Genomic DNA, 25,709 nt, shown 5'->3' with positions numbered 1-25,709 from the left:
AACATCAGGGATGTTGGCCCCTCACGCTCGCCCAAGGCAGCACTTTCCCTGATGTTGCGCGGATCAGGGAGAGTAGGTCGGCGGTCAGAGGCGGTCGGCCCGGGTGTGCAGCAGGTCGTGCACGTTGTCGATGTCCGCCGGTGAGGTTCGCGAGGCGAGCCAGTACATGACCCCCGTCGGGATGAAGAAGAGCTGGAACGCGGCCAGCCCGACGGCGAAGTTCAGCGGTGGCGGGAACGCCGCTCGCAGCGCCTGGAAGGCCACCCCGACCAGCCCGTTCCCGGCGGCGCGACCGACCCCGTTCACCAGGTTGCCCAGGCTGTAGACAGTACCCCGGTGCTCCGGTGGGTTGACGTCGGCGATCAACGCGAACCAGTTCGGCGAGTTGGCCGAGGTCAACGCGAGCGCCACGACGGCGGTGAGCAGGCTCAGCCCGACCGACGGCTCGGTGAACACACTGGCCAGTACCGCACCCACCACCGCGCCGCCGCTCGCGCCGTCCGGCACGTCGATGGTCACCGGCACGAAGAACAACACCAGGTAGAACGGCAGCGCGGCGAGGATGCCGATCGAGGCGACGAGTGCCCGCCCCCGCGGGGTACGCCGTTGCACGGCGTCACCGATCAGCCCGCCCACGATGGACAGCACCCCACCGAGCTGGAACAGCGTGGCGAAGACGCTGCCCACCACCACAGCTGTCGACGTGGAATAGCCCTGGGCCTCGGCCCGTTCGGCGAACAGCACCGGCAGCCAGACCAACGAGCCGAACGCGGCCTGCGCGGTCAGACCCTGCAGGATCAGCCACCGGTTGGTCCGCCGAGCCAGGATGCGCGGCAGGTCGGCGCGGCTGATCCGGTAGTCGTACTCGGCGCCGGCGTCCAACCTGCCGGCCAGTTCCGGCTCGCTCTGGCCACGCCGGACGTCGTACGTGAACAGGTAGGCCACCGTGGCGACGAGGCCGACGCCGGTCAACAGCAGGAACGGCCGACGCCAGTCGGCAGCCCCGAGCAGCCCGCCGAGGAGAGTCCCCGCGAGGGTGCCGACCCCCTGGGAGAGCCCCCAGAAGCTCATCACCAGCCCGCGTCGGGTCGGCGAGATCAGGTCGGTCACCACGGAGAAACCCACCGAGCCGACCGCGCCGAGACCGACCGCCGCGACCAGTTGCGCGGCCAGGAACGTCAGGTAGCCGCCGGCGAGCGCGCTGCCGCCGGTGCCCGCCGCCCAGAGCAGGGTGCCCACCATGAGCAGCGGTTTACGGTTGGTGTGGTCACCGACGTACGCCCAGCCGACCGCCGCGACCGCGCTGACCAGGAAGCTGACCGCGGTGACCACGCCGAGCAGCCGACCGGACACGTCGAACGCGTCGGAGATCGGGCCGTACAGCGGGGGGACCAGCCCGATCGCCACGTTGTCCAGCGAGGCGAGCAGCACGAACACCACCACGCTGTACAACCGGTGCGCCCGCCCACCGCCCCGACCATGCGGGCGCAGGCCGGGCCCGCCACTGGTCACCGTCATGACCGGCAGCCAACCAGACCGCGTGCAGGACGTCGTCACGCGGGTGGGTGCCGGTCACCGTCGACCGGCACCCACCCGCGCGTCGATCCCCACGGTCAGCGCCGGTCGAGCACCAACCCGCGGGCCGCGGCGTACTGGTCGCGCACCGCGGGGACGGCCGCCGCCGCGTACTCCTCGGTGCCCTCGACCGCCCAGACCGGCGGCGCGTCGCCGCCGAGGGCGACCCAGGCGGCCTGGCGGGCGGCACCGTCGGCGACGTACTCCCCGGCCGGCGGGACGACGACCGGGCAGCCGAAGACCTGCGGGGCGATCTGCCGCACCGCGGCCGACCGGGCCCCACCGCCGATCAGAATGACCCGGCGAGCGGTAGCGCCCTGCGCGGTCAGCGCGTCCAACCCGTCGGCGAGCGCGCAGAGCATGCCCTCCACGGCGGCCCGCGCCAGGTGCGCGGGGGTCGACGTACGCAGGGTCAGGCCGTGCACCGCACCGGTGGCGAGCGGTCGGTTCGGCGTCCGCTCACCCTCCAGGTAGGGCACCATGACCAGCCCGTCCGCCCCGGCTGGCGCGGAGAGCGCCAGCTCGGCCAGCTCGTCCAGGTTGACGCCGAGCATCGCCGCGGCGGCGTCCAGCACCCGGGCCGCGTTGAGCGTGGCGACCAGCGGCAGGAAGCGACCGGACGCGTCGGCGAAGCCCGCCACCGCACCACTCTCGTCAGCGGCGGGCACGTCGGCGACGCTGAACACGGTGCCGGAGGTGCCGATCGAGACGATCACGTCACCGGGCCCGGCGCCGACACCGAGCGCGGCGGCGGCGTTGTCCCCGGTGCCCGCGCCCAGCAGGGCCCCGCCCGGCCCACCCAGTACGTCGGACAGCTTTCCCGCCGAATCCGCCGGACCGAGCACCTCGGGCAGCACCAACCGCCGGCCGAAGCCCCGCTCCAGCAGGTCCAGCCGGTACTGCCCGGTGGCCGGCGACCAGTAGCTGGTGCCGCTGGCATCACCCCGGTCGGTACGCAGCGCGTCCAGCCCCGGTGCTCCGGCCAGCCGCCAGGTCAGCCAGTCGTGCGGCAGGCAGACGGCCGCCACCCGGGCTGCCCGCTCCGGCTCGTGCGTGGCCAGCCAGCGCAGCTTGGTGAGGGTGAAGCTGGCCACCGGAACGCTGCCGGTGGCCTCCGCCCAGAACCGACTCCCGGCCGAGCCGCCGCCGGCCTCCTCGATGAGGTCGGCGGCGGCGTCGGCGGACCGGGTGTCGTTCCACAGCAGCGCCGGGCGGACCACCCGGCAATCCTCGTCGAGACACACCATGCCGTGCTGCTGGCCGGCGACGGAGATCGCCGCCACGTCGGCCAACCCGCCGGCCTGGTCGGCGGCGCTACGCAGTGCCTGCCACCAGGCTTCCGGGTCGACCTCCGTGCCGTCCGGGTGCGGTGCCCGGCCCTGCCGGAGCAGGGCGCCGGTTTCCGCGTCCCGGATCACCACCTTGCAGGACTGGGTGGACGAGTCGACGCCCGCGACCAACGGCATGGCGGGGCCTCAGCGGGCGCCGAGCAGGTGCTCGACGGCGAGCTGGTTGAGCCGGACGAAGGCGAAGCCCCGGGCGGCCACCGCGTCGACGTCGACGTCCTCGAACGCGGACCGGTCGGCAAGGAGCTCCTCGTAGCCCTCGCCGTCGCCGAGCGTCGGCGTGCTCAGCTCGCCGACCTTGCTGGCGGCGAGCGCCTCGACCACCTCGGGGTCGGCGCGGAACGCCGCTGCGCGCTCCTTGAGCAGCAGGTAGGTGCTCATGTTGGCCGCCGCGGAGGCCCACACGCCGTCCATGTCCTCGGTGCGGGACGGCTTGTAGTCGAAGTGCCGGGGGCCGTCGTAGGCCGGACCGCCGTTGGGGCCGCCGTTCTCCAGGAGGTCCACCAGGGCGAACGCGTTCATCAGGTCACCGTGGCCGAAGACCAGGTCCTGGTCGTACTTGATGCCGCGCTGGCCGTTGAGGTCCAGGTGGAACAGCTTGCCCTGCCAGAGCGCCTGGGCGATGCCGTGGGCGTAGTTGAGCCCGGCCATCTGCTCGTGGCCGACCTCCGGGTTGAGGCCGACCAGCTCGGAGTGCTCCAACTGCGAGATGAAGCCGAGCGCGTGCCCGATGGTGGGCAGCAGGATGTCGCCGCGCGGCTCGTTGGGCTTGGGCTCCAGGGCGAACCGCAGGTTGTAGCCCTTGTCGATGGAGTACTGGGTGAGCAGGTTGACGGCCTCGCGGTAGCGGTCCAGGGCGGCCTGGACGTCCTTGGCGAGGTCGTACTCGGAGCCCTCGCGGCCACCCCACATGACGAACGTGCTGGCACCCAGCTCGGCGGCCAGGTCGACCTGACGCAGCACCTTGCGCAGCGCGTACCGGCGGACGTCGCGGTCGTTGCTGGTGAAGCCGCCGTCCTTGAAGATCGGGTGGGTGAAGAGGTTGGTGGTGACCATCGGCACCACCAGGCCGGTCTCGTCGAGGGCCTTGCGGAACCGGGCGATGTGCTGGTCCCGGGTGGCCGCGTCGACGCCGAACGGGATCAGGTCGTCGTCGTGGAAGGTGATGCCGTACGCGCCCAGCTCGGCGAGCCGGTGCACTGCCTCGACCGCGTCGAGCTCGGGACGGGTGGCGTCACCGAACGGGTCGCGGGCCTGCCAGCCCACGGTCCAGAGCCCGAAGGAGAACTTGTCGGCGGGGGTGGGACGGGGTGCCATGAGCAACCTCCGGGGTGGTGTTGTCCGCTATTTGTTCAGCGATTGAATTATTTGCCCACCCTATGGCACTGTCAAGGGGTGAGCCTCACCCACGCCCCGGCCGGCGCTGTCCGTCAGGGCAGCCTGCGCGAGCTCAACCTCGCCCTGGTCCTCGGCCGGATCGCCGCGGCCGACCGACCTCCCTCCCGGGCCGACCTGGCGACCGCCACCGGCCTGACCAGAGCCACCGTGTCCGCGGTGGTCGAGGACCTGCTCGCCGGCCAGCTGGTCAGTGAGTCCGACCCCGCGCCCCGCTCGGGTGCCGGCCGCCCGGCGCGCGGACTGGTCCTGGCCGATCAGGGGCCGGCCGGGCTCGGGCTGGAGGTCAACGTGGACTACCTGGCGGTCTGCGTGGTGGACCTCGCCGGCCAGGTCCGGCACCGCACCGTGCACCGGGCCGACCTGCGCCCGGTCGCCCCCGCCGACGCCCTGGCCCGCCTTGTCGAGATGGCCGGGGCAGCCCGCGAGGACGCCGCCCGGCGCGGCCTCACCCTGGTCGGGGCCGCCCTGGCGGTGCCCGGCCTGGTGGACGACGCCGGGCTGGTCCGGCTCGCGCCGAACCTCGGCTGGCATGACGTGCCGGTGCCGGCGCTGCTCGCCGAACACCCTCCGCTGATCGAGCAGGTGCCCGGCATCCCCGCACTCGTGGTGGACAACGAGGCCAACCTCGCGGCGCTCGGCGAGCTGCACTCGCAGCCCACCGGCACATCCAGCTTCCTGCACATTTCCGGCGAGGTGGGCATCGGTGCCGGCATCGTGCTGGACGGCGCGCTGTTTCGCGGCGTACGCGGGTGGAGCGGCGAGATCGGGCACCTTCCCGTGCACCCCGAGGGCCGTCCGTGCCGCTGCGGCGGGCAGGGCTGCCTGGAGCAGTACGCCGGTCAGGAGGCGATCGTGGCCGCCGCCGGGCTGGCCCGGGCGGAGCTTCCCGCAGACACCGCGACGGCCCGGTTGGCCGAGTTGGCCGAGGCCGGCGACGCCGACGCTCTACGGGCGCTGCGCGACGCCGGAACGGCACTCGGCGTAGCGGTGGCCGGCGTCGTCAATCTGCTCGACCTGGACACCGTGGTGCTCGGTGGCGGTTACGCGGCGCTCGCGCCCTGGCTGTGTCCCCCGGTCCTCGCCGAGATCGGTGCCCGGGTGCTCACCGCGGCCTGGTCACCGGTCACGGTCCGTCCGTCGACGCTCGGCGCGGAGGCCGCCGCGGTAGGCGCGGCCGGCTCGGTGGCCCGCCGGATCGTCGCCCAGCCCGCCGGCTGGCTGGCCCGCGCCGGCTGATCGCCACCCCGCGCCGTGCATCGCTGTCGGGGGGAATCGGTACCCTTGCTATCAGGCAACGATCCCGGTGAGGAGTCGAGAAGCAGCATGCGCACACGTCGTCAGACGCGAGCCGGCGTCCGGCGGTGACCACGACCCAGCGACCCGGCGGCACCCCGTTGCCGGCCGACGAGCGGTTGGCCCGGGAGTTGCTCGACGGGCTCGCCGAGGCCGTGCTGACGACGGACGAGGCCGGTCGGGTCACCCTGGTCAACGCCATGGCTGCCGAGTTGATCCCGGAGATCGACGCCGGCACCGAGCTGGCCGGGTGCTCGGTGGCGGCACTGGCCCGGGCTGTCGCCGGCGGCGCTGACCACTTCGACGCCGACCACCACGGCAGGCGACTGCGCGGCGTCCGACGGCAACTCGCCGGCTCCCGGTGGGCGTGGTACGTCCGCGACGTCACCGAGGAGCACGCCCGCGCCGACGCCCTGCTCGTCGAACGCTCCCGCACCGCGTTCCTCGCCCAGGCCGGCAGTCGGCTGGCGCTGGCCCTGCACCGCGACCAGGTCCTCCTTGCCACCACCACGCTCGCCGTTCCCTACCTCGCCGACGTCGCCGTCGCACTGCCCCGACCGACAGCGCCGGCCGAGCCGCACCCCCGATGGATCCGGTACGCCGACGGCGAGCCGGCCCCGATCACCGGGCTGGCCAGCCCCGCGCTGACCGGCTCCGTGCCCGGGCTGGCCGAAGCGCTGGCCGGCGACCGGGCCGAACCGGGCCCCTGGCCGGACGCCCCGATCACCGACCTGGCCGACCTGCTGCCGCCCGGGTTCGGCCCCCCGGGCATGATGCTGGTCAGTCCGCTTCTCAGCGCCAGCGGGTCGGCCGGTGCGCTGCTGCTCATCCGTCGGTCCGGGCGGGCCGGCTTCGACCGGCGCGACGTGGAGCTGGCCCGGGAGTTCGCCACCCGCGCGGGTGCCGCGCTGGCCATCGCCGACGTGCACGGCGAGCAGGCTCACCTGGCCCGGGTGCTGCAAACCAGTCTGCTCCCGCCCGAGCTGCCCGCCGTGCCCGGCGTGAGCCTGGCCGGCGGCTACCGGGCAGCGGGCGACACCCTCCGCATCGGCGGCGACTTCTACGAGGTGTTTCCGCACCCGGGCGGCGCCCTGTTCGCGCTCGGCGACGTCTGCGGCAAGGGTGTGGGCGCGGCGGTGCTGACCGGCCGGGTCCGCCAGTCGTTGCAGACGCTGCGGCTGGTGGAGCACCGCCCGCTGAAGCTGATCCACCTGCTCAACCAGGCGCTGTTCGACGCGCCGGACGCGGCACGGCGCAACCAGTTCACCACCCTGTTGCTCGGTTCCCTGGACCGGGGGCCGACCGGGCTGGACCTTCGCGTCGCCGGCGGAGGTCATCCGGCGCCACTGCTGGTCACCGCCGACGGCACCGTCACCCCGGTCCCGGTCGGTGGCATGCCGGTGGGGGCGCTGACGGCCGCACGCTTCGCCGAGAGCCGGGTGCACCTCGATCCGGGCGATCTGCTGCTCGCGTACACCGATGGGGTGACCGAGGCGCGCGACCCGCGCGACGCGGCGATGTTCGGCGAGGCCCGGCTGCGGGCCGCGCTCGTGGCGGCGGCCGGGCAACCGCCGGCGGCGCTGATCGACCGGGTGCTCCGCGCCGTCGACGACTGGGCGGGCGGGCAGGCCCACGACGACATCGCGATGCTGGCCGTGGGCGCTTCGGCATGACCGGCGGGCGACCGCCCGGCCGGCTCGATCAGGCGGTACGCGCCACCGGCGGGTCGCCGGCCGGCCACTCCCTGGTGCTGCCGACCGATCGCTCCGGGCCGCCCGACGAACCCGTCCACCCCGTTCGGGTCTGCCGGCCCGAATCGCCCGACCAGTCCCCCGACCGCCCACCGGGCCGGTCCGGGCCGTCCGGCCAGTCTCCCTGGTCCGTCGACTCATCCGACGCCGGCGCGTGCTTCGCCTGCTGGCGGCGGGCGGTCTCGTCGAACTCCCGCATCCCGCGCAGCAGCGCGTCGCGGCCCTCCCGACTCATCCCGCCCAGCACGGCGGCGAGTTGGCCCTGGCGGTCGGCCCGCAGCTCGGCGACGAGCCGGCGAGCCTCCGGGGTGAGGTGCAGCGAGATCTCCCGCCGATCGAAACGGCCCGGCTCACGCTCCAGCATGCCGGCGGCGACCAGCCGGTCGCAGAGACGGCTGGCGGAGCTGAGCAGCATGTCGAGTCGGGTGGCGAGCCGACGCAGGTTGATTCCGTCGTACTGTTCCACCACCATCACCGCGCGCAACTGGGCGCCGGACACGCGGTTGGCGGTCCCTTCCCGGGCAGACTCCCAGATGCCCAGCAGGGCAGCGGCTGTCGCATCCAGCGCGGCAGCCATACTCGTCTCAGGGTCCGTCGGACGGTTCAGTTCGGCCATGGTGGCCCGAGAGTACTCCGAACCTCCTGGTGGTCGAGCTTTCAGTGAAGGACTGACGATGAGCGAACCGGTCAATCGGGCACGACGTGCCCTGAACGAGACACCAGCTGACCGGCTCGTCGGTGGCATCGGGGACGTGCTCGCCCAGTCGTACGGGATCACCGACGTCGAGCTCTACCAGATCGACTACCGGATCGCGGAGCTGCTGCCACTCGGCGACGACGACTCGATCACCAGCCCCGGGCACCCCGCCTGGCGCGCCTTCGACCACCAGTCGCCGATACTGGCCGACGGCACTGCCTGGATCCCGGTCACCATGCGTGGCGAACGCCGAGGGGTGCTGCGCCTGTCACCCGTTCCGGACGACCAGGACGTCGTCGCCGCGCTGGCCGAGATCGCCACCGCGCTCGCCCACGAGGTGGCGGCGGTCTCCGCCGGCACCGACGTCTATCTGGCGGCCAAGCGCACCCAACGCCTCACCCTGGCCGCCGAGATGCAGTGGGACCTGCTCCCCGGCCGCAGCCGGATCCGACCCTCGTTCAGCCTGGCCGGGCAGTTGGAGCCGGCGTACGCCGTGCGCGGCGACAGCTTCGACTGGTCCGACGACGGGGAACGGGTCTGGTTGTCCACGATCAACGGCACCGGTGAGGGGGTGGCCGCGTCGCTGCTCACCTCGCTGGCCACCCACGCGCTGCGCAACGCGCGTCGGGCCGGGCTGAGCCTGGCCGACCAGGCCGCCCTCGCCGACCAGGCCATCTACGACCTGTACCGGGGCGAGCAGCACCTCTCCGCGTTGCTGATGGAGTTGGACCTTCGCTCCGGGATGATGACAGTGGTGGACGCCGGCTCACCCCGGCTGGTCCTGCTCCGCGACGGGGACGTCACCGAGCAGCCGCTGGAGGCGCAGTTCCCGCTGGGCATGTTCGAGGCGACCGACTACCACGAGCAGAAGTTCCCGCTGCAGCGCGGCGACCGGGTCTTCGTGGTCAGCGACGGGGTGGTGGAGGCCACCGGTCAGCACATGCGCTACGGCGAGACGGCGCTGGACCGGTTCCTGCGCCGGACCGGGCCGATGGCCCCCCTGGACGCCGTCCGGTCGCTGATCGGTGATCTGCGCGCGTTCGTGTCGGGTGACCTGGTCGACGACGCGGTGGTCGTCTGCCTGGACTGGACCGGCCCGCAGCCGTGACCGGTGGTCAGTACGCGCCGCGGCCGTTCAGCACCGCGCCGAAGGTCTTCCAGAGGATGGTGAGGTCGGCGGCGAGGGACCAGTTCTCCACGTAGTAGAGGTCCAGCCGGATGCCGTCCTCCCAGCTCAGGTCGGAGCGGCCACTGACCTGCCACAGGCCGGTCATTCCGGGCTTGACCAGCAGCCGTCGGGCCACGTCACCGTCGTAACGGGCCACCTCCGAGGGCAGCGGCGGGCGGGGCCCGACCAGGCTCATCTGCCCCAGCAGCACGTTGACCAGCTGCGGCAGCTCGTCCAGTGACCATTTGCGCAGCAGCCGGCCGACGCGGGTCACCCGGGGGTCCTGGCGCATCTTGAACATCAGGCCGTCGGTCTCGTTGCGCGCGGTCAGCTCGGCGAGCAGCGCGTCCGCGTTCACCACCATGGTGCGGAACTTGAACACGCCGAACTCCTGCCCGCCCCGACCGACCCGGACCTGCCGGAACAGCACCGGGCCCCGGCTGTCCAGTTTGATGGCCAGCGCGATGAACGCGATCAGCGGCAGCAGCACCGCCAGCGCCAACGACGAGACGGACCGGTCGACGAAACCCTTCACCAGCTTGCGCACCCCGCGGAACTCGGGCGCCTCGACGTGGATCAGCGGCAGGCCGGCGACCGGGCGGGTGTGGATGCGCGGGCCGGCGACGTCGGTCAGCGCGGGTGCCACGACCAGGTCGATGCCGGTCCCCTCCAACTGCCAGCCGAGGCGGCGCAGCCGGGCCGCGGTCAGCTCACCGGAGGCGGTCACCGCGACCGTGTCCGCGCCGATGGCGGTGGCGGCCTCCGGGATGCCCCGGAAGGACCCCACCACCGGCACGTCACCCAGCCGCTGCGCCACCGGCGCGAGCAGCGCGTCCGGGATGCAGGCGCCCACCACCTGGTAGCCGGCGTACGGCTCGCGGCGCAGCGTGTGGACCAACTCCAACACGTGAGCGGTGTCGCCGACCACCAGCACCTTGCGGGACCAGCCGGCACCCAGCGAGCGGGCCCGGTGCAGCCGCTTACGGGCGGCGAACCGCGCCACCTCCAGCCCGACGGTGCCCACCGCGAAGGAGATGCCCAGGAAACCCCGGGAGACGCCGACATCGGCGATGTAGCCGATGATGGCGATCGCCCCGGCCAGGCGCAGGCTGGCTGAGCTGACCCGCCGGTACTCGTCGGCCCCGTAGCCGATCACCCGGTCGTCGTAGCAGCCGAGCGCCTTGAGCGAGATCAGCCAGGCCAGCACCAATCCGGGGGCGACCAGCACGTACGGGATCTCCGAGCCGGTCGGCTCGTCGTCACCGAAACGGGCGACGTACCCGATCAGCAGCGCGATGATGAGGATGGTGGTGTCCAGCACCACCAGAACCCGGACGTAGGACCTTTCGTCGGCGCGCGCCACCAAACCGGCGCGTCGATCGTCCGGCTCCGCCGACGTGGCGGGGGTCAACAGTGTCGCCACGCTCACCGGCCCTCCCACTCTGTACAGGATGGCCCCGGCCGACGGGTCGGTCCGGAGGCGGACCGACTATGCCGGAACAGTCGACATCCTGCCTTGACAACTATGACTGCCGATTGCTTCCGACGTATTGCCGTCACTTTTCTTCAACAACCTGGTGGCCGAAAAGGGGCCTGCCACACCGAATCGACGGTACGGCAGGCCCCTGGACGTCTGAGCGTCGGATCAGCGCGGCGCTGGCGGACGCCGTGCGATGGCGCTGAGGAAGATGCTGCCGATCTCGCTCGGATCCTTCGTAACGAAGACGTCGCCACCGGTCACCTTGGTGATCGACTCCAGCTCTGCCTTGCTGACGCCCTCGCCGATACCGATCATGATGACCTGGACCGGCCGCTCCGGATCGGCGATCTGCTTGAGCTTGCTGAGCAACTGCTGCTGGTTGAGGCCGTTGTCGTCCTCGTTCTTGCCGTCGGTGAACAGCACGATCGAGTTGACCCGGCCGGGCTGCCAGTTCTCCTGCACCGCCTGGTACGCGGCCAGCATGGTGTCGTAGAGGCCGGTGTCACCGCTGGAAGGCTTGACGGTGGCGAGGGCGCCCTCCAACTGGGCCCGCTGACCGGAGAGCGGCCCGATCGGGACCAGCTCCCGGTAGTCCCGGTTGCCGACGAGCTTGGTGGAGAAGGTCCACAGGCCGATCGACCAGGAGTCGTCGAAGAGGCCGAGGCCGCGACGGGCCGCGTCGACGGTCACCTCTTCCCGGCTGCGATTGTTGGCGCTGGGCACCGGGTCCTTCATCGAGCCGGAGACGTCGATGACGGCGAGCATCCGACCGGACTGGGTGGCGATCGACCAGCTGGAGACGACCCGCTGGATGGCGGCCGGGTCGAGGCCACCCGCCGCGGTGCCGCCGTTCGCCGGTGCGGTCGGCGCGCCGCCGGACGGGCTCGGAGCACCCTGTGGCGCCTTGAAACCATCGCCCCAGTTGCCGTCCGGCGCGCGCAGCGACTGCGCGGCGAGCCGGTTACGGAAGGTCGGGCTGGTGAGCAGCTCGTACAGCACCTTGGCCGCCGACGCCTTGCTCGGCTCGATGCCGGGCAGCACCGCGTACGGGTAGTCCAGCGGCATCGGCGCCGGCTCCATGTAGAGCGCGGCCAGCGGCACCGGCGGCTTCTTGCTGTTGTACGCGATCACGTCTTCTTCGGACAGAGCCGCCGCGCCGAGACCGCTCGCGATGGACGTCGAGTCGTTGGCCGTGGGGAAGCGGGCCAGCAGGTCGTTGCGGAGCGAGGAACGCCCGGTGGCCAGTGCGCGGAGCGCTCCGACGGTGTTGCGCTGGGCGTCGCCGCCGGCGCCGTTCGCCGCGGCGGTCAGCGAGAGCAGACCGGACAGACCCGCAGCGTCGCGGGTCGGCTCGACGATCCCGGTCCGCAGCGGAGAGCTGGTGTTGTTGACCTGCTTGAGCAGGTCGGTCCAGTTGAACTTCTTGTCCGGCCAGCCCAGTCGGGTGGCGATCGGCTCGGGCATCGCGACGACGATCGGGCTGCGCGCGATGGACTGGCCGTTGGTCGGAGCGAACGCCGTCGCGTCCTTCTTCAGCCGCAGCAGCCAGGTCGAGGAGTCGGGCACCCAGACGTCCGGGCTGACGGCGGTGCCACTGGCCTGCCCCACACCGGCCAGCAGGGCCCCGTGCTTGGCCGCCACCACGGCCGCCACGTCGACCGGGTCGGACGCGGACACGTCGACGCGAATGCAGGTCGGGCCCACCGCTGCGCCGTCCTTCACCCACTGGGACGCGGCGGCGTCCACCGCTGGCGCGAGTTCGGAGGCGACCGCCACGGCTAGTCGGATCTCTCCCGAGCAGCTGGGCTGGATCAACTCCTGGTAACCGAACCACGCGCCCGTCGTCACGACGAGCACACCCGCCGTTGCGGCGGCGGCGGCTAGGTGGAGTTTCGAACGCATGCGATGGCGGCCTGCTGACACGGTGACCATCTTGCGTACTAGGTGCCGTCTCTGCCACATCCGTTCGGACTAAAGTTACGGAGGAGAAACAGTTGACCACTTTTTTGCAACACAGAGTGACGGGTCAGCCTCGCGGCGTTGCCAAACCAGTGCCACCCTCACGTCTATTTAGCGAGCGTTCAGGGCAGCACGCACGTCGGGCTCGGCACCGGCACCGGCTCGCCGGCCGCCTCCAGGACGCCGGTGTCGGCATCGCGACGGAACACCCGCACCATGTCCGCCCGCTCGTCGGCGACGTAGAGGTGCTCCCCGATCAGAGCGAAGTGCCGGGGCCACTCCCCGCCGGTGTCCACTTCGGCCACCAGTTCGGGCAACTCCCCGGCCAGTGCGAAGACCGCCAGCGTCCCCACCCCACGGTTGGCGACGTAGAGGAACCGGCCGTCCGGGGCGACCGCGACCTCCGACGGCTGGACGTGACCGGCGCGCCCGCTCGCCTCGACCCGCCCGCGCTGGTGCAACGCGCCGTCGTCGGTCAGCTCGTAGGCGGTGACCGAGGCGTCCAGCTCACCGACGACGTAGCAGCGCCGTCCGTCGGGGTGCCGGGCCAGGTGTCGGGGGCCGGTTCCGGGCTTCGTACGCACCCGGGGCGCACGCGGCACCAGTCGTCCGGTCGCCTCGTCCAGGTCGTACCGGTAGACCGAGTCGGTGCCGAGATCCACGCCGAAGATCGGCCCCTGGCCCGCACCGGGCGAGACCATGTGGGCGTGGGCGTGGTCCTGGCGCTCCGGGTCGGGGCCGTGCCCCTTGTGCACCACCAGGTCGGTGCGCTCGCCGGGCACGCCCTGCGGGTCGAGCGGAAACACCGCGATGCTGCCGCTGCCGTAGTTGGCCGCCAGCAGGTGACCGCCACCGGGCAGCACCGCCAGGTGGCAGGGCTCCGCGCCGCCGGTCGACCGACTGCCGAGCGGGTCCAGCGCGCCGTCCGCACCCACCTGCCAGGCGCTGATCTCGCCGTCCGTCAGCTCGTTGACCGCGTAGAGCACCGGCTGGGTGGGGTGCCGGACCAGGAACGAGGGGGACGGGGTGACCGCCACAGTGCCGAGCGGGGTCAGCGCCCCGGTCCTCGGGTCACGACGCGCGGCGACGATGCCGCTGCCCCGCCCGCCGCTCTGCGCGGTGTAACCCCCGATGTGGACGACCTCACCCTGACCGCTCACGCCCAACTCCTCCGCCGGCAACCTTCGTTGATCCAACCAGAGGCTGCCCGCGTTGCCCGCCCGTTAACCAGCTTTCCGGCCCGGATCTCAGGCCGCCGGCACCGGCTCACCGCGCTGTCGGGCGACGTGCTCCACCAGAGAGATCAGAACCATCTTCCCGGACTGCCGGTCCCGGGCGTCGCAGAGCACCATCGGTACGTCCGGGTCCAGGTCGAGCGCTCGGCGTACGGTCTCCAGGTTGAACCGGCGGGAGTCGTCGAAACAGTTCACGCCCACCACGAACGGGATTCCCCGCTGCTCGAAGTAGTCGATGGAGGGGAAGCAGTCGGCCAACCGCCGGGTGTCGGCGAGCACCACGGCGCCGAGCGCACCGAAGGCCAGCTCGTCCCAGAGGAACCAGAACCGGTCCTGGCCCGGCGTGCCGAACAGGTAGACCTGAAGGTCCTCGTTGATGGTGATGCGGCCGAAGTCCATCGCCACAGTGGTGGTGGACTTGCCCTCCACGCCGGAGAGGTCGTCGGTGCCGATCCCGGCACCGGTGAGCACCTCCTCGGTCTGCAACGGACGGACCTCGCTCAGGGCGCTCACCAAGGTCGTCTTGCCAGCTCCGAAGCCTCCCGCGATGAGGATCTTCAGTGCCAGCGGGATGGTGGTGCTGGTGCCCACCTGGTCATAGCGCACGGAGTCCACTGACCACCGCCTTGAGGATGTCGACGTCGGGAAGGATGCCGGCGGCCGGCGGCTCGTGCACCGCGACCAGGCCCTCGGCGAGCAGATCACCGAGCAGTACCCGGACCACGCCGACCGCGAGGTCCAGCTCGGCTGCCAGTTCGGCCACCGACACCGGCCGGTGGGCCAACGTGACCAGCCGTCGATGCTCCGGCAGCAGATGCGAAAGGCTTGTCGCGTCGACGTCCGAACCGGCCAACACGAACGCGACCAGGTTGAATCCGTCGACGGCGGGGCGTACTCGGCCTCCGGTGAGGGTGTACGGGCGCATCACCGGGCCGGCTTCACCGTCCAGCCACTCGTGCTGCGGCCCGGGCGGTTCAGTCCGCATCTCCGGCACCCGCCGCCGATCGGGCCGGCGCGGCGAGGCTCTCCCCCACGCGGATCACCAGCATCGCCATCTCGTACGCGACCAGCCCGATGTCCGCGTCGGCGTCGCTCACCACGGCCAGGCAGGCACCCTGCCCGGCGGCGGTGACGAAGAGGTACGCCTCCTCCATCTCCACCACTGTCTGCCGGACCGGGCCGCCGTCCACGTGCCGGCTGGCGCCTCGGGCGAGGCTGGAGAAGCCGGCGGCGAGCGCACAGAGGTGCTCGGCGTCGGAGCGCTCCAGCTCGGCCGAGCAGCCGAGCAGCAGGCCGTCGGCGGAGAGCACCACCGCCTCGCGGGCGGCGGGTACCCGTTGCACCAGTTCGTCGAGCAACCAGTCCAGGCCGGCGCTCTGCTTCGTCGAATGCGGCACTAGGCGTCCCTCTCAGTCGCGGTCGGGGGTTCGGGGGTCGTCGGCGGGTCGGTGGGGGCCGCCTGGACCGCCGGGCCGGTCGGCGCTGGCGGGCCGGTCGGCGCAGCCGGGCCGGTCGACGCAGCCGGGCCGGTCGACGCAGCCGGGCCGGTCGGCGCTGGCGGGCCGGTCGGCGCAGCCGGGCCGGTCGACGCAGCCGGGCCGGTCGGCGCTGGCGGGGTGATGGCGGTGGCGCGTCCGCGCGCCGTGCCGGCCTGGAGCGCCGCCATCACCTGGCGGACCTCCTCCGGCGAGCGGGGCGACGGCATGTCGGTGACGGTCGAGCGGGGCTGGGCGGCGGGGGTACGACGTCGCACCCGGCGGGGCAGACCATCCAGCTCGTCGTCCGGCTCGTCGGGGGTGGCCGACCCCTCGACGAGCCCATCGGCGGGCGCGACGGTAGAGGTCGGCGCTCCGGCGGGCGGGGCCGTGCTGGCGGACGGGGCCGTCGGCGGGCGGGTACGGGGGCGGGTCACGGCGCCCCGGCGCGCCGTCCGGGCCAGCCGCCGGCTCGGGTCGGCCGACGCGGTGTCGAGCGTGGCGGGGTCGGGGCCGGCCGGCGGCTCGGTGGTGACCAGGTCGCCGGGGACCAGCACCACGGCGGTCACGCCCCCTTCCCCGGATGGGCGCAACAGCACCCGTACGCCGTGCCGGGCCGCCAGCCGGGCCACCACGAACAGGCCGAGTCGGGCGCTCTGCGCCGGGTCGAACTCGGGCGAGCTGGCCAGTCGGGTGTTGGCGGTCTCCAGTGCCGCGGCGGACATGCCCAGCCCCTGATCGGTGATCTCCAGGGCGTACCCGTCGGCAACCTGCGCGCCGGTGACGGTGACCCGGGTGTCCGGCGGGGAGAAGGCGGTGGCGTTCTCGAACAGCTCGGCGAGCAGGTGGATGACGTCGCCGACCGCCCGCCCCAGCACGCCGGCCGGCTGCACGGCCTTGACGTCCACCCGTTCGTACGCCTCGACCTCGGAGATTGCGCCACGGATCACGTCGACCATCGCGACCGGGTTCCGCCAACCCCGACCGGGCGCGGAGCCGGCGAGGATGACCAGATCCTCGGCGTGCCGGCGCAGCCGGGTGGCCAGGTGGTCGACCTGGAACAGCTCGGCCAGCTCGTCCGGGTCCTCGCTACGCCGCTCCATCCGGTCCAGCAGGTGCAACTGACGGTGCACCAGGCTCTGGCTGCGTCGGGCGATGTTGAGGAAGACCTCGTTGAGCCCGCGACGCAGGGTGACCTCGTCCACCGCGGCCTGGACGGCGGTGCGCTGCACCTCGGTGAAGGCGCGCCCGACCTCGCCGATCTCGTCGTGGCCGTACTCCAGTGGTGGTGCCTCCCGGGCGACGTCGACCTGCTCGCCACGGCGCAGCCGGGCGACCACGTCGGGCAGCCGGTGCTCGGCCAGCTCCAGCGCTGCGGTGCGGACGCCGCTGAGCCGGCGGACCAGGGTGCGGCCGACCCGCAGCGCCACCAGCACCGAGACGACGACTGCGACGAGCCCGAGTACGCCGGCGGCGGCCAGCCGCACCAGGATGCGGACCGCCATCGGCACCGAACGGTCGGCGAGAGCGTCGGCCTCGGACAGTTCGAAGTCCCGCAACTGCTGCTGTACCGCGTCCTGGCTGGCCTGCCATGCCGCGGCGTCGACAGTCGGCCGGCCGGACCGGTTGGGCACGACCAGCGCGTCCTGCATGCTGCGAAGCCGGGTGAACGCCTCGCTCTCGGTCAACCGTTGGTACGCGACCCGGCTGCTCTCGGGCAGGTCTGCCACGGCGCTCTCGGTGAGCCACCGTTGGTTGCCGATGGCCTGGACGAGCTGCGTGTGCTCCCCCTCGGCGAACCGTCCGGCGGTCAGCGCGCCGGCCAGCAGCGCGTCGCTCTGGCCGAGCAGTTCCCGGGACCGACCCAGCGCGGTGAGCGCCAACGCCTGCCGGTTGATGGCCGGGTCGGTGAGGGTCGCCATGCCGGCGAACGCCTGGAAGGCCGCGGCGACCATGCCGCTGTAGAGGCCGATCGCACCGGCCCGGTCCACCTTGCGCTCGTCGATGAACCTCCGTCCGTCGGGTAGCGCCGCCAGGGAGTTGACCAGCTGGTCGACCCGGGTTTCCAGCAGGTCGTCAGCGGCGTCGCGCAGCGGTTCCCCGTCCACCCGGCGGCGCAGCTCGGCGACCGCCCGGTCGGTGCGCCCGCGCTGCTCGGCGAGGGCGGGCAACTCGGTGTCGCCGGCGAGCTGCACCACCGAGAGTCGGCGTTCCCGTTGCAGCTCGGTGACCACCGTCTCGCCGGGGCGACCCAGGTCGTACAACAGGGTGCGGGCGGAGAGAAGGTTCAGGGCGGGACCGAAGGTCAGCGTGGTCGCGAAGATCCACAGCGCCAGGAGCGCGGTCACCGGCGCGACGACCAACGCGGTCAGCTTCGAGCGGATCGGCCAGTCGCGGGTTTTCATCAGACCTCGCCCGTACAGGGTGGCAGGAGGGGTGCCGGCACCGCCGGGCACCGCGCCTGCCGGCTGCGCGCCCGGCCGCGTCGCCGGGCACCGGCGCGGGCGCCTTGGGCAGGATACGTAATCGGAGGCTGTTTCACTACCGCCCGTGTCGTCACCGCCCAAGCGCCGCTTCCGGGATGAATCAGGTCTCGGCCGGTGAGTGGTTGCGCCCCTCGTCAGGAAAGTGTCTCGGATCGGGATTGGCGATCACTGCGCGGAGGGAATAGCAGAGGGCGAAGGAGGAGCCCATGTCGCCCACGCAGATAGTCGTCATCGTGCTCGTCGTGCTGGTGATCGTCGCGGTGCTGGCCGTGGCCGCCCGCTCGCTCAACAACCGCCGGGCCCTGCGCAACCGGTTCGGCCCGGAGTACGACCGGGTGGTGGCGGAACAGGACAGCCGGTCCGCCGCGGAGCGCGAACTGCGCGACCGGGAACGCCGGCATGCCGAGCTCACGCTCACCCCACTCACCCCGGAGTCCCGCGCTCGCTACGCCGCGGCCTGGGAGGAACTCCAGGTCCGCTTCATCGACTCCCCCGGCGAGACGGTGGGCGACGCGGACGAACTGGTCACCCGGCTCATCGAGGAGCAGGGCTACCCGACCGGTGACTTCTCCGACCAGATCGCCCATCTCTCCGTCGAGCACGCCCGCACTCTGACCAACTACCGGGACGCGCACGAGATCCACCTGCGCAACTCCCGGGGCGAGGCCAGCACCGAGGAGCTGCGGCAGGCGGTCGTGCACTACCGCGCACTCTTCGCCGACCTGCTGGGCGAGGAGCCGGTCGGCCACCGCACGCCCGAACAGCGCCACCACCCGGACCACGACGCCACGAGCCGCTGAGGAGGCCACCGATGCGCCAGGAAGAGCAGCAGGTGAGCAACGACCACCCGGAGGCCGTCCGCTCCGCGCCCGTGCCGGTACCCCCGGCCGACGACCGGGCCGACCGCTCCGACGTCCCGGAGGACGCCCTCGACGACCGGGGCACCTTCGACGACCAGACCGCCGCCCACGAGCGGGCCGACGACACCGACCGGGACGCCGCGTACGACGACGACACCGACCGGGAGGCCGCGTACGACCCGGCCGACGATGAGCTGACCGACGACTCCGACCCGCGCCACCGGCGCGACGGCCGGTCCACCGACGAGGGCGGTTTCCACGAGCCGGGGCCGCTGCCGACGACGTTCGGCGCCACCACGGTGGCCGACGCGGTGGCCGCCTCCGCACTGGCCAGCCCGCACCCGCAGGATCAGCCGGACCCGAGGGCCGAACGGACCGCCCAGCCGGGCGACGGCGCCGAGGACGGTGAGCGGGAGGGCCTGCGCGCCGACCCCACCGCCGAGCTGCACCGCCGCGACGCGTACGTCGACGACAGCGCGGACGTCGACGACCGCACCGACCTGGACGACCGCGCCGACTCGGACACGTCCGCGCGCACCGTCGTCGCGCCGGGGAGCACTGACGGCGACCCTGAGCGGCGCGGCGACCTGACCGGCGACCGGGACGCCGCGACGGCGGGCGCGGCCGGCTACGGCAGCGCGACACCGGAGATGGTCGACCCGGACGCGGACGGCGAACCGGTCCCCGGCGACGACACCAGCACCACGCTGGAGTCCGCCGGAACATCCCGACCCGCCGGGTCGACAGTCGCCGCCGAGCCGGCCACGCTTCTCGACACGGACACGGCGCAGGGCTTCCGGGACCGCTGGCGGGACGTGCAGCTGCGTTTCGTCGACGACCCGCAGGCGGCTGCCGGCGAGGCGCAGTCGCTGGTGGAGGAGGCCATTCAGGCCCTCTCCTCGGCGCTGGCCGCGCAGAAGAACACGCTGGGCGGTTGGCAGGACGCCGGCTCGGCCGACACCGAGCAACTGCGGATGGCGGTCCGCAACTACCGGGACTTCCTGGACCGCGTACTCGGTCGCTGAGTCCACCAGACCGACACTGGCGCCCCGGCCGAAACGGCCGGGGCGCCCTTCTGCGTACCGATCCAGCCAGACCGCCCGAAGGGGTCAGACACGCCCGGGCGCAACGTCCGGGAGTGAAACCGCGCGGATTGGGTAATAGGGCGCGCGCGAACCAACCAGCGCGTACGTCGGGGCGAGGGGTGACGGGATGGACGGCGACGGTCTTCGGCTCAACATGAACGGCCTGGACTACCTGATCCTGGCGCTGTACTTCGTCACCGTCCTCGGGGTCGGCTTCGCCGCGCGCCGGGCCATCCGGACCAGCGTCGACTTCTTCCTCTCCGGTCGCTCCCTGCCGGCCTGGGTGACCGGTCTCGCCTTCGTCTCGGCGAACCTGGGCGCGTTGGAGATCATCGGAATGGCCGCCAACGGGGCCCAGTACGGCGTCATGACGGTCCACTACTACTGGATCGGCGCGGTCCCGGCGATGGTCTTCCTGGGCATCGTGATGATGCCCTTCTACTACGGCTCCAAGGTCCGCAGCGTGCCGGAGTACCTGCGGCTGCGCTTCAACCGCCCCACCCACCTGCTCAACGCGATCAGCTTCGCCGTCGCCCAGGTGCTGATCGCCGGCGTGAACCTGTACGCGCTGGCGCTCGTCATGCAGGCGCTGCTCGGCTGGCCGCTCTGGACGGCGATCGTGGTGGGCGCGGCGATCGTGCTGGCGTACATCACCATCGGCGGCCTGTCCGGGGCGATCTACAACGAGGTGCTCCAGTTCTTCGTCATCCTGGCCGGCCTCATCCCGGTCACCGTGATCGGCCTGGTCAAGGTCGGCGGGTGGAACGGCCTGATGGACGCGGTCGGCGACACCAAGCTCGGCGAGGCCGGCCTGCACGCGTGGCAGGACACCGGCAGCACGGCCAACCCGCTGGGCGCGCACTGGATCGGCATCGTCTTCGGCCTCGGCTTCGTGCTGTCGTTCGGCTACTGGACGACGAACTTCGCCGAGGTGCAGCGGGCCCTCTCGGCCAAGAACATGAGCGCCGCCCGGCGTACGCCGATCATCGCCGCGTACCCGAAGCTGTTCATCCCCCTGGTCACGATCATCCCCGGCCTGGTGGCCCTGGTCACGGTGAAGGGTCTCGGCGCGGAGAGCGGCGACCTGCAGTACAACAACGCCATCCCGCTGCTGATGCGCGACCTGCTCCCCAACGGCGTGCTCGGGGTCGCGGTCACCGGCCTGCTCGCCTCGTTCATGGCCGGCATGGCGGCCAATGTGAGCGGCTTCAACACCGTCTTCACCTATGACATCTGGCAGGCGTACATCCGCCGTGACCGGTCGGACGAGTACTACCTGCGCGTCGGCCGGTGGGCGACGGTCGCCGCCGTCGTGATCGGGATCGGCACCGCGTTCATCGCGGCCGGGTTCAGCAACATCATGAACTACATCCAGGCGCTCTTCTCCGTCTTCAACGCGCCGCTGTTCGCCACCTTCATCATCGGCATGTTCTGGAAGCGGATGACCGCGCTGGCCGGCTTCTGGTCGCTGCTGCTGGGCACCCTGGTGTCGCTGAGCCTCTACCTGCTCTACAAGGGCGGGGTGATCGATTTCAACTCCGACCTGGAGGAGAGCTTCTGGGGTGCCGGTCTGGCGTTCGTCACGGCGGTGGTGGTCGCCGCGATCGTCACCCCGCTCACCTCACCCAAGCGGGACGAGGAGTTGCGCGGGTTGGTGTACGGCATGGGCGGCGTCGACCTGAAGGGCGACGTGCTCGCCGGGGACGCCGCCTGGTACCGCTCCCCGGTGCTGCTCGGTCTGATCGCGGTCGCGCTGGCCGCCCTCTTCTACATCCCGGTCTTCTGAGGAAAGGGGTCGGCAGATGAGCAACGACGGCCAGCCGGCACAGGACCCACTGATCGACGAGGCACAGGCGGAGCAGCGGCGCTCGGCCGCGGCCCGGTTGTTCGACATCCGCCGGGTGATCGGTGGCCTCTTCGTCGCGTACGGGGTCATCGTCACGCTGATCGGCATCTTCGACAGCCGAGCCGAGATCGACAAGGCCGAAGGCGTACGGATCAACCTGTGGGCCGGGCTGGCGATGCTCGTGTTCGGTCTGCTCATGCTGCTCTGGCAGTGGTGGCGCCCAGCGGAGGCGCCGGAGCCGAACGAGCAGCAGCCCGACGCCTGACCGCACTGCGCTGGCACGGCCCGCCCCGACCGCCGGGCGGTGCGGCATGAGCCCGGCACGAAGGGGTACGCGGGGGAATCAGGCACCGTGTCGGACCCAGGAGGCAGCACCATGACCGATCGCGATGGCCAACCGCCGCTGGAGGACAGCCCCGAGGTGGCCTCGGCGGTGGACGATGACGCCACCGTGCCGCAACTGCGGACCGGAGGTGGCCCGGACCGGGACACACCGGGCTTCGCCGAACCCCGCGGTCGACCGGGCGACCTCGCACCCGACACCGACGAACTGATCGGCGACCCGTACGCCGCCGGCACCGGGGCGACCGGGACGGGCACCGGTGCCGGCGGGGACAACATCCGCACCGGGGGCGAGCAGCCCTGGGAGCCGGAGGACCTGGTGATGGCCCGCGGGCAGGATCTGACGCCGGAGAACCTGGAAAAGGCTCGCCGTGACCTGGCCGAGCAGGGCCAGGCGGCGATCGAACGCACAGTGCCCTGATCGGGCCGACAAAAAGGGGGGGTCCCCGGCCCGACCTGTGACGGTCGAGCCGGGGACCCGGGGGGAACCTGCTGCCAACAGTGCCTCACCAACCACTGGCAGCGGGTTGGTGCGTGAGCTACCCGATCAGAGCGCCGGGTAGGCGTTGCGCATGAGCTCCTGGAACTGGGCGGAGAACCAGGCACCGGAGATCGGCGCGTTGCCCAGAGCCCCCGACGGGTTGTTGCCGTTGCGGGCGTTGCCGCCGTACGTCGGGTCACACATCCGGTCGAAGCCCTTGCCCTCGTTGTTCGGGATCTCGCTGCTGGAGCCGTCCGACTCGCCCGGCGGCTTCACCCAGACGTAGGCGTCGATGCCCGTCGCCGGGTTCGCCCGGGGCCGCTCACCGAGACCGGCACCGGCCTGGTTGCACCAGTTGCCGAGGTGCGCCCGGCGGTCGATGCGGCCACCGTTGACGTACGTGTCGACGCTCGTCGTCGCGCCCGGCCCGGTGGGTCGGGCGGAGCCGCCCCAACCGTTGCGGGAGGTGTCGATGAGCATGCCGATGTTCGAGTTGAAGCCCAACGAGACCAGCTTGGTCCGGAACGCCTGGGCGAACGACAGCTCGTCGACGTAGTAGTTCCAGTCGACCCACTTGGACTGCCGCACCGTCTGGCCGTTCACGTTGTCGGTGACCTTGAAGTACGGCTCCTGGAGCGCCGAGTAGTTCGCGGTGTTGGTGATGAATCCGTGCACGTTGTTGACCGTGCTGCCGGAGGCGACCGCGGCGGTCTTCAGGATTTCGGCGCTCGGGTTGAAGTTGCTGTCCCAACCGAGCCAGCCGTGGTGGCCGGAGTCGATGTAGTTGTAGACGTTGCCGATCGCGCCCAGCTTGGCCAGGGCGTAGCCGACGCCGTTGACGTAGGCGCCGTTTGCCTTGACCGTGTCGCACATGACCGTGCCGCCAGGCTGGCCGGAGGTGTTGGTCACCAGGTTCGGCAGCGAGTCGATCTCGATGATGTTGATGATCCGCAGGCTGCTGTACTTCGACTGACTCTGGATCGCGGCGATCGGGTCGATGTACTGGGCCTTGTACTTCGGCAGCTCGTCCGGACCCAGCTCACCGTTGGAGGCGAGCGCCGAGCAGTCCCGGCCGGGCAGGTTGTAGATCACGAACTGGATGTAGCCGGCGCCTTGGCGCAGCGCCTCGTCCAGGTGCTCCTTCACCCCGAAGGCGCCGTTGGAGCTGCTGTTCGGCGTGCCGTTGATCGCGGCGATCCGGTCCAGCCAGACGGCTGTGGGGTTGTTGGAAACCCGGCTTCCGCCGGCCTCGGCGTCCGCCTTGGCCTTCCACTCCGGGTTCACGTAGCCGCGGACCCCGACGTACGGGTTGTCGACCTTGGTGCCGGGCGGCGGCGTGGTCGGCGGATCGGTGGGCGGGTCCGTCGGCGGGTCGGTGGGCGGGTCGGTCGGCGGGGACGTCGTCGGCGGGGTGGTGCCACCGTTGCAGGCCACGCCGTTGAGGGTGAACGAGGTCGGCTTCGGGTTGCTGCCGCTCCACGCGCCGTTGAAGCCGATGCTCGTCGACGCGCCGGTGGCCAGGGTGCCGTTGTAGGACATGCTCCGGGCGGTGACCTGGCTGCCGGACTGGGTGTACGTGGCCGACCAGCCCTGCTGCACCCGCTGGCTGGAGTTGGGGAAGGTCCAGCCGAGCGTCCAGCCGTTCAGCGGGTCGCCGACGTTCTTGATGGTGATGTTCGCGGTGAAGCCGCCCTGCCAGTCGTTACTCGTGTACGCGATGTCGCACTGCGTCGCGGCCTGTGCCGCGGTACCCGGAATCGTTACGAGCCCACCGGCGACCAGGGCACCCGCGCCGGCGAGCGCGAGGGCCCGGCGTGGGCCGGTTAACCTTCTCCACACATTCATGCCACTGATCTCCTTGGGCGAGACCGGGCCCACGTGCGGCCCGGCGGGACGGCCCGATGGGCGTCCTGCACGGACGGCCGTCGGCGCCACGGGATTCTTTGGGGGGCGCCCGACCCGGACGGGCGATAGTGGTGGTGGTGCCCGACCGATGCGTCGGCCGGTCGATCGGCGGCGGGTGCGTCGCCCGGTGAAACCGGGTGCCCTCGACTCCCTGCCTGCACGGTGTGGCTCTCAGAACCGCGTTCGCCGATTCTTGCATGGGAGCGCTTCCATGGCAATGGCTCGATGCGTTGCCGGAGCCGCTTCGGACGATACCTCCGAGCGCGCCGCGCCGGCACGCGCCGCCCGGACCCGCAGCTATCGGATGCCCGGGCAGGCCAGGCACGGGGAGCGCGGAACACCTCAGCACACCCAGGGGCCCCCGGGACACCTGACACGACACTCAGCGCGGCGAAAGCCGCGTACCACCCCTTCACCTCTTACTTGGATCAAAGGTAAAACGCGAATCTTTCACTTCATAAGTCATGAAACGGTCTAACGTCGGTCTTAGCTCGGTTGTCGCCGAGCTCAGGACAACAGGGATGGAGTGACGCAGGTCATGGCTAAGAAGATGCTCGGGAAGGTCGTTGCGGGCGCCGCGCTCGGCGGCGCGTCGCTCCTGGTGTTCGCACCGGGGATCGCGTTCGCCGACGGCCACGACGACGGCAAGGTCTACGCCAAGCCGCACGTCGTCAAGGCTGGCGACGAGGTCAAGCTCCTCGAGATCTGCCCGGATCGGCAGGAGCACGCGTACGTGTGGTCCAAGGTCACCGGCAAGGTCAAGCTCAAGCCGGCGGACGAAGACCGGGGCGAGGACCGCGAGTGGCGTGAGGAGGAGGACTCCTCCGACCACGACAAGGGCAAGGACGAACACGGCAAGGACGAGAACGGCAAGGACGACAAGGGCAAGGACGACAAGGGCAAGGACGAGAACGGCAAGGGCGGCCAGGGTGGCGGCGCTGCCGCCGACGCCTACGGCGACGAGGGCAGCAAGGACTGGAAGGGCGAGGAGCACGGCCAGGACGCCGAAGAAGGCCGTGACAAGAAGGACTGGGACTCCAAGGACGAAGACAAGAAGGACTGGGAGTCCAAGGACGAGCACGGCTCGGACTACGGCTCGGACAAGGGCTGGGAGAACAAGGACGAGCACGGCTCCGACTACGGCTCGGACAAGGGCTGGGAGAACAAGGACGAGCACGGCTCCGACTACGGCTCGGACAAGGGCTGGGAGAACAAGGACGAGCACGGCTCCGACTACGGCTCGGACAAGGGCTGGGAGAACAAGGACGAGCACGGCTCCGACTACGGCTCGGACAAGGGCTGGGAGAACAAGGACGAGCACGGCTCG

20 protein-coding genes and 1 pseudogene are annotated in these 25,709 nt (G+C 71.6%); 9 read left to right on the top strand and 12 right to left on the bottom strand.

From position 1 onward, the window contains the following. Nucleotides 1-84: 84 nt before the first annotated feature. The 3 genes from ACGF3C_RS10185 to xylA all read right to left on the bottom strand — a co-directional run bounded on the left by ACGF3C_RS10185 (nucleotide 85) and on the right by xylA (nucleotide 4,238). Complete coding sequence (locus ACGF3C_RS10185) at nucleotides 85-1,518, bottom strand: MFS transporter (RefSeq protein ID WP_357233089.1); 1,434 nt, start codon at nucleotides 1,516-1,518, stop codon at nucleotides 85-87. Between the two features lie 95 nt (nucleotides 1,519-1,613). Beyond that, nucleotides 1,614-3,041 (bottom strand): xylulokinase, encoded by a 1,428-nt coding sequence (gene xylB / locus ACGF3C_RS10180; RefSeq protein ID WP_393220537.1) that lies wholly within the window; start codon nucleotides 3,039-3,041, stop codon nucleotides 1,614-1,616. 9 nt (nucleotides 3,042-3,050) lie between these two features. Continuing rightward, nucleotides 3,051-4,238, bottom strand: a complete 1,188-nt coding sequence (gene xylA / locus ACGF3C_RS10175; protein ID WP_357235303.1) for a xylose isomerase — start codon at nucleotides 4,236-4,238, stop codon at nucleotides 3,051-3,053. 78 nt (nucleotides 4,239-4,316) lie between these two features. Between xylA and ACGF3C_RS10170 the strand changes: the two genes are divergently transcribed. Both ACGF3C_RS10170 and ACGF3C_RS10165 read left to right on the top strand, forming a co-directional pair. After that, nucleotides 4,317-5,555 (top strand): ROK family protein, encoded by a 1,239-nt coding sequence (locus ACGF3C_RS10170; protein WP_393220533.1) that lies wholly within the window; start codon nucleotides 4,317-4,319, stop codon nucleotides 5,553-5,555. Nucleotides 5,556-5,680: 125 nt separating this feature from the next. Next, nucleotides 5,681-7,285, top strand: coding sequence for a SpoIIE family protein phosphatase (locus ACGF3C_RS10165; protein ID WP_393220530.1), 1,605 nt, complete (start codon nucleotides 5,681-5,683; stop codon nucleotides 7,283-7,285). Nucleotides 7,286-7,313: 28 nt separating this feature from the next. Here the strand turns inward: ACGF3C_RS10165 and ACGF3C_RS10160 are convergent, their stop codons facing one another. Beyond that, nucleotides 7,314-7,940: a MarR family transcriptional regulator gene (locus tag ACGF3C_RS10160; RefSeq protein WP_357224312.1), complete on the bottom strand. Its 627-nt coding sequence runs from the start codon at nucleotides 7,938-7,940 to the stop codon at nucleotides 7,314-7,316. Between the two features lie 97 nt (nucleotides 7,941-8,037). Between ACGF3C_RS10160 and ACGF3C_RS10155 the strand changes: the two genes are divergently transcribed. Continuing rightward, nucleotides 8,038-9,168 (top strand): PP2C family protein-serine/threonine phosphatase, encoded by a 1,131-nt coding sequence (locus tag ACGF3C_RS10155; RefSeq protein ID WP_357224308.1) that lies wholly within the window; start codon nucleotides 8,038-8,040, stop codon nucleotides 9,166-9,168. Between the two features lie 7 nt (nucleotides 9,169-9,175). On the opposite strand, the gene ACGF3C_RS10150 is transcribed toward ACGF3C_RS10155, so the two are convergent. From ACGF3C_RS10150 to ACGF3C_RS10120, 7 genes are all read right to left on the bottom strand, one after another. Then, nucleotides 9,176-10,657: a sugar transferase gene (locus tag ACGF3C_RS10150; RefSeq protein ID WP_387354612.1), complete on the bottom strand. Its 1,482-nt coding sequence runs from the start codon at nucleotides 10,655-10,657 to the stop codon at nucleotides 9,176-9,178. 216 nt (nucleotides 10,658-10,873) lie between these two features. After that, nucleotides 10,874-12,631, bottom strand: a complete 1,758-nt coding sequence (locus ACGF3C_RS10145) for a substrate-binding domain-containing protein (RefSeq protein ID WP_357224304.1) — start codon at nucleotides 12,629-12,631, stop codon at nucleotides 10,874-10,876. A 158-nt stretch (nucleotides 12,632-12,789) separates the two neighbouring features. Then, complete coding sequence (locus ACGF3C_RS10140; protein WP_393220523.1) at nucleotides 12,790-13,827, bottom strand: lactonase family protein; 1,038 nt, start codon at nucleotides 13,825-13,827, stop codon at nucleotides 12,790-12,792. An 87-nt stretch (nucleotides 13,828-13,914) separates the two neighbouring features. After that, complete coding sequence (locus ACGF3C_RS10135) at nucleotides 13,915-14,517, bottom strand: ATP/GTP-binding protein (RefSeq protein WP_355008977.1); 603 nt, start codon at nucleotides 14,515-14,517, stop codon at nucleotides 13,915-13,917. Then, nucleotides 14,498-14,887: a DUF742 domain-containing protein gene (locus ACGF3C_RS10130; protein WP_393220520.1), complete on the bottom strand. Its 390-nt coding sequence runs from the start codon at nucleotides 14,885-14,887 to the stop codon at nucleotides 14,498-14,500. Before ACGF3C_RS10130 ends, ACGF3C_RS10135 begins: the two co-directional genes overlap by 20 nt. Further along, nucleotides 14,877-15,299, bottom strand: a complete 423-nt coding sequence (locus ACGF3C_RS10125; protein ID WP_357204255.1) for a roadblock/LC7 domain-containing protein — start codon at nucleotides 15,297-15,299, stop codon at nucleotides 14,877-14,879. The genes ACGF3C_RS10130 and ACGF3C_RS10125 overlap by 11 nt, the downstream gene beginning before the upstream one ends. Beyond that, on the bottom strand, nucleotides 15,299-17,782 hold the full coding sequence (locus ACGF3C_RS10120; RefSeq protein WP_393220517.1) for a nitrate- and nitrite sensing domain-containing protein: 2,484 nt from the start codon (nucleotides 17,780-17,782) through the stop codon (nucleotides 15,299-15,301). The genes ACGF3C_RS10125 and ACGF3C_RS10120 overlap by 1 nt, the downstream gene beginning before the upstream one ends. A 287-nt stretch (nucleotides 17,783-18,069) precedes the next feature. On the opposite strand from ACGF3C_RS10120, the gene ACGF3C_RS10115 reads away from it, so the two are divergent. The 5 genes from ACGF3C_RS10115 (at nucleotide 18,070) to ACGF3C_RS10095 (ending at nucleotide 22,417) form a co-directional block, all read left to right on the top strand. Then, on the top strand, nucleotides 18,070-18,663 hold the full coding sequence (locus ACGF3C_RS10115) for a hypothetical protein (RefSeq protein WP_357204252.1): 594 nt from the start codon (nucleotides 18,070-18,072) through the stop codon (nucleotides 18,661-18,663). 11 nt (nucleotides 18,664-18,674) lie between these two features. Next, nucleotides 18,675-19,748, top strand: coding sequence for a hypothetical protein (locus tag ACGF3C_RS10110; protein WP_393220513.1), 1,074 nt, complete (start codon nucleotides 18,675-18,677; stop codon nucleotides 19,746-19,748). A gap of 187 nt (nucleotides 19,749-19,935) precedes the next feature. After that, a complete protein-coding gene (locus tag ACGF3C_RS10105) occupies nucleotides 19,936-21,594 on the top strand; it encodes a sodium:solute symporter family protein (protein ID WP_357224284.1) in 1,659 nt (552 codons plus the stop codon). 16 nt (nucleotides 21,595-21,610) lie between these two features. Beyond that, on the top strand, nucleotides 21,611-21,919 hold the full coding sequence (locus ACGF3C_RS10100) for a hypothetical protein (protein WP_355008983.1): 309 nt from the start codon (nucleotides 21,611-21,613) through the stop codon (nucleotides 21,917-21,919). Nucleotides 21,920-22,030: 111 nt separating this feature from the next. Next, nucleotides 22,031-22,417 carry a hypothetical protein gene (locus ACGF3C_RS10095; RefSeq protein WP_357224280.1) on the top strand — a complete coding sequence of 129 codons (387 nt, stop codon included), beginning with the start codon at nucleotides 22,031-22,033 and terminating at the stop codon, nucleotides 22,415-22,417. Between the two features lie 126 nt (nucleotides 22,418-22,543). Here the strand turns inward: ACGF3C_RS10095 and ACGF3C_RS10090 are convergent, their stop codons facing one another. Beyond that, nucleotides 22,544-24,322, bottom strand: a complete 1,779-nt coding sequence (locus tag ACGF3C_RS10090; RefSeq protein ID WP_393220508.1) for a glycoside hydrolase family 6 protein — start codon at nucleotides 24,320-24,322, stop codon at nucleotides 22,544-22,546. 598 nt (nucleotides 24,323-24,920) lie between these two features. Between ACGF3C_RS10090 and ACGF3C_RS10085 the strand changes: the two are divergent. Beyond that, a pseudogene (locus ACGF3C_RS10085) lies at nucleotides 24,921-25,709 on the top strand (hypothetical protein); the annotation flags it as partial.

The sequence above is a fragment of the Micromonospora sp. NPDC047762 genome (genome assembly GCF_043204655.1).
Lineage (GTDB): Bacteria > Actinomycetota > Actinomycetes > Mycobacteriales > Micromonosporaceae > Micromonospora.
The sequence above is the reverse complement of the archived record's forward strand: the minus strand, read 5'-3'. Positions and strand labels throughout refer to the sequence as shown.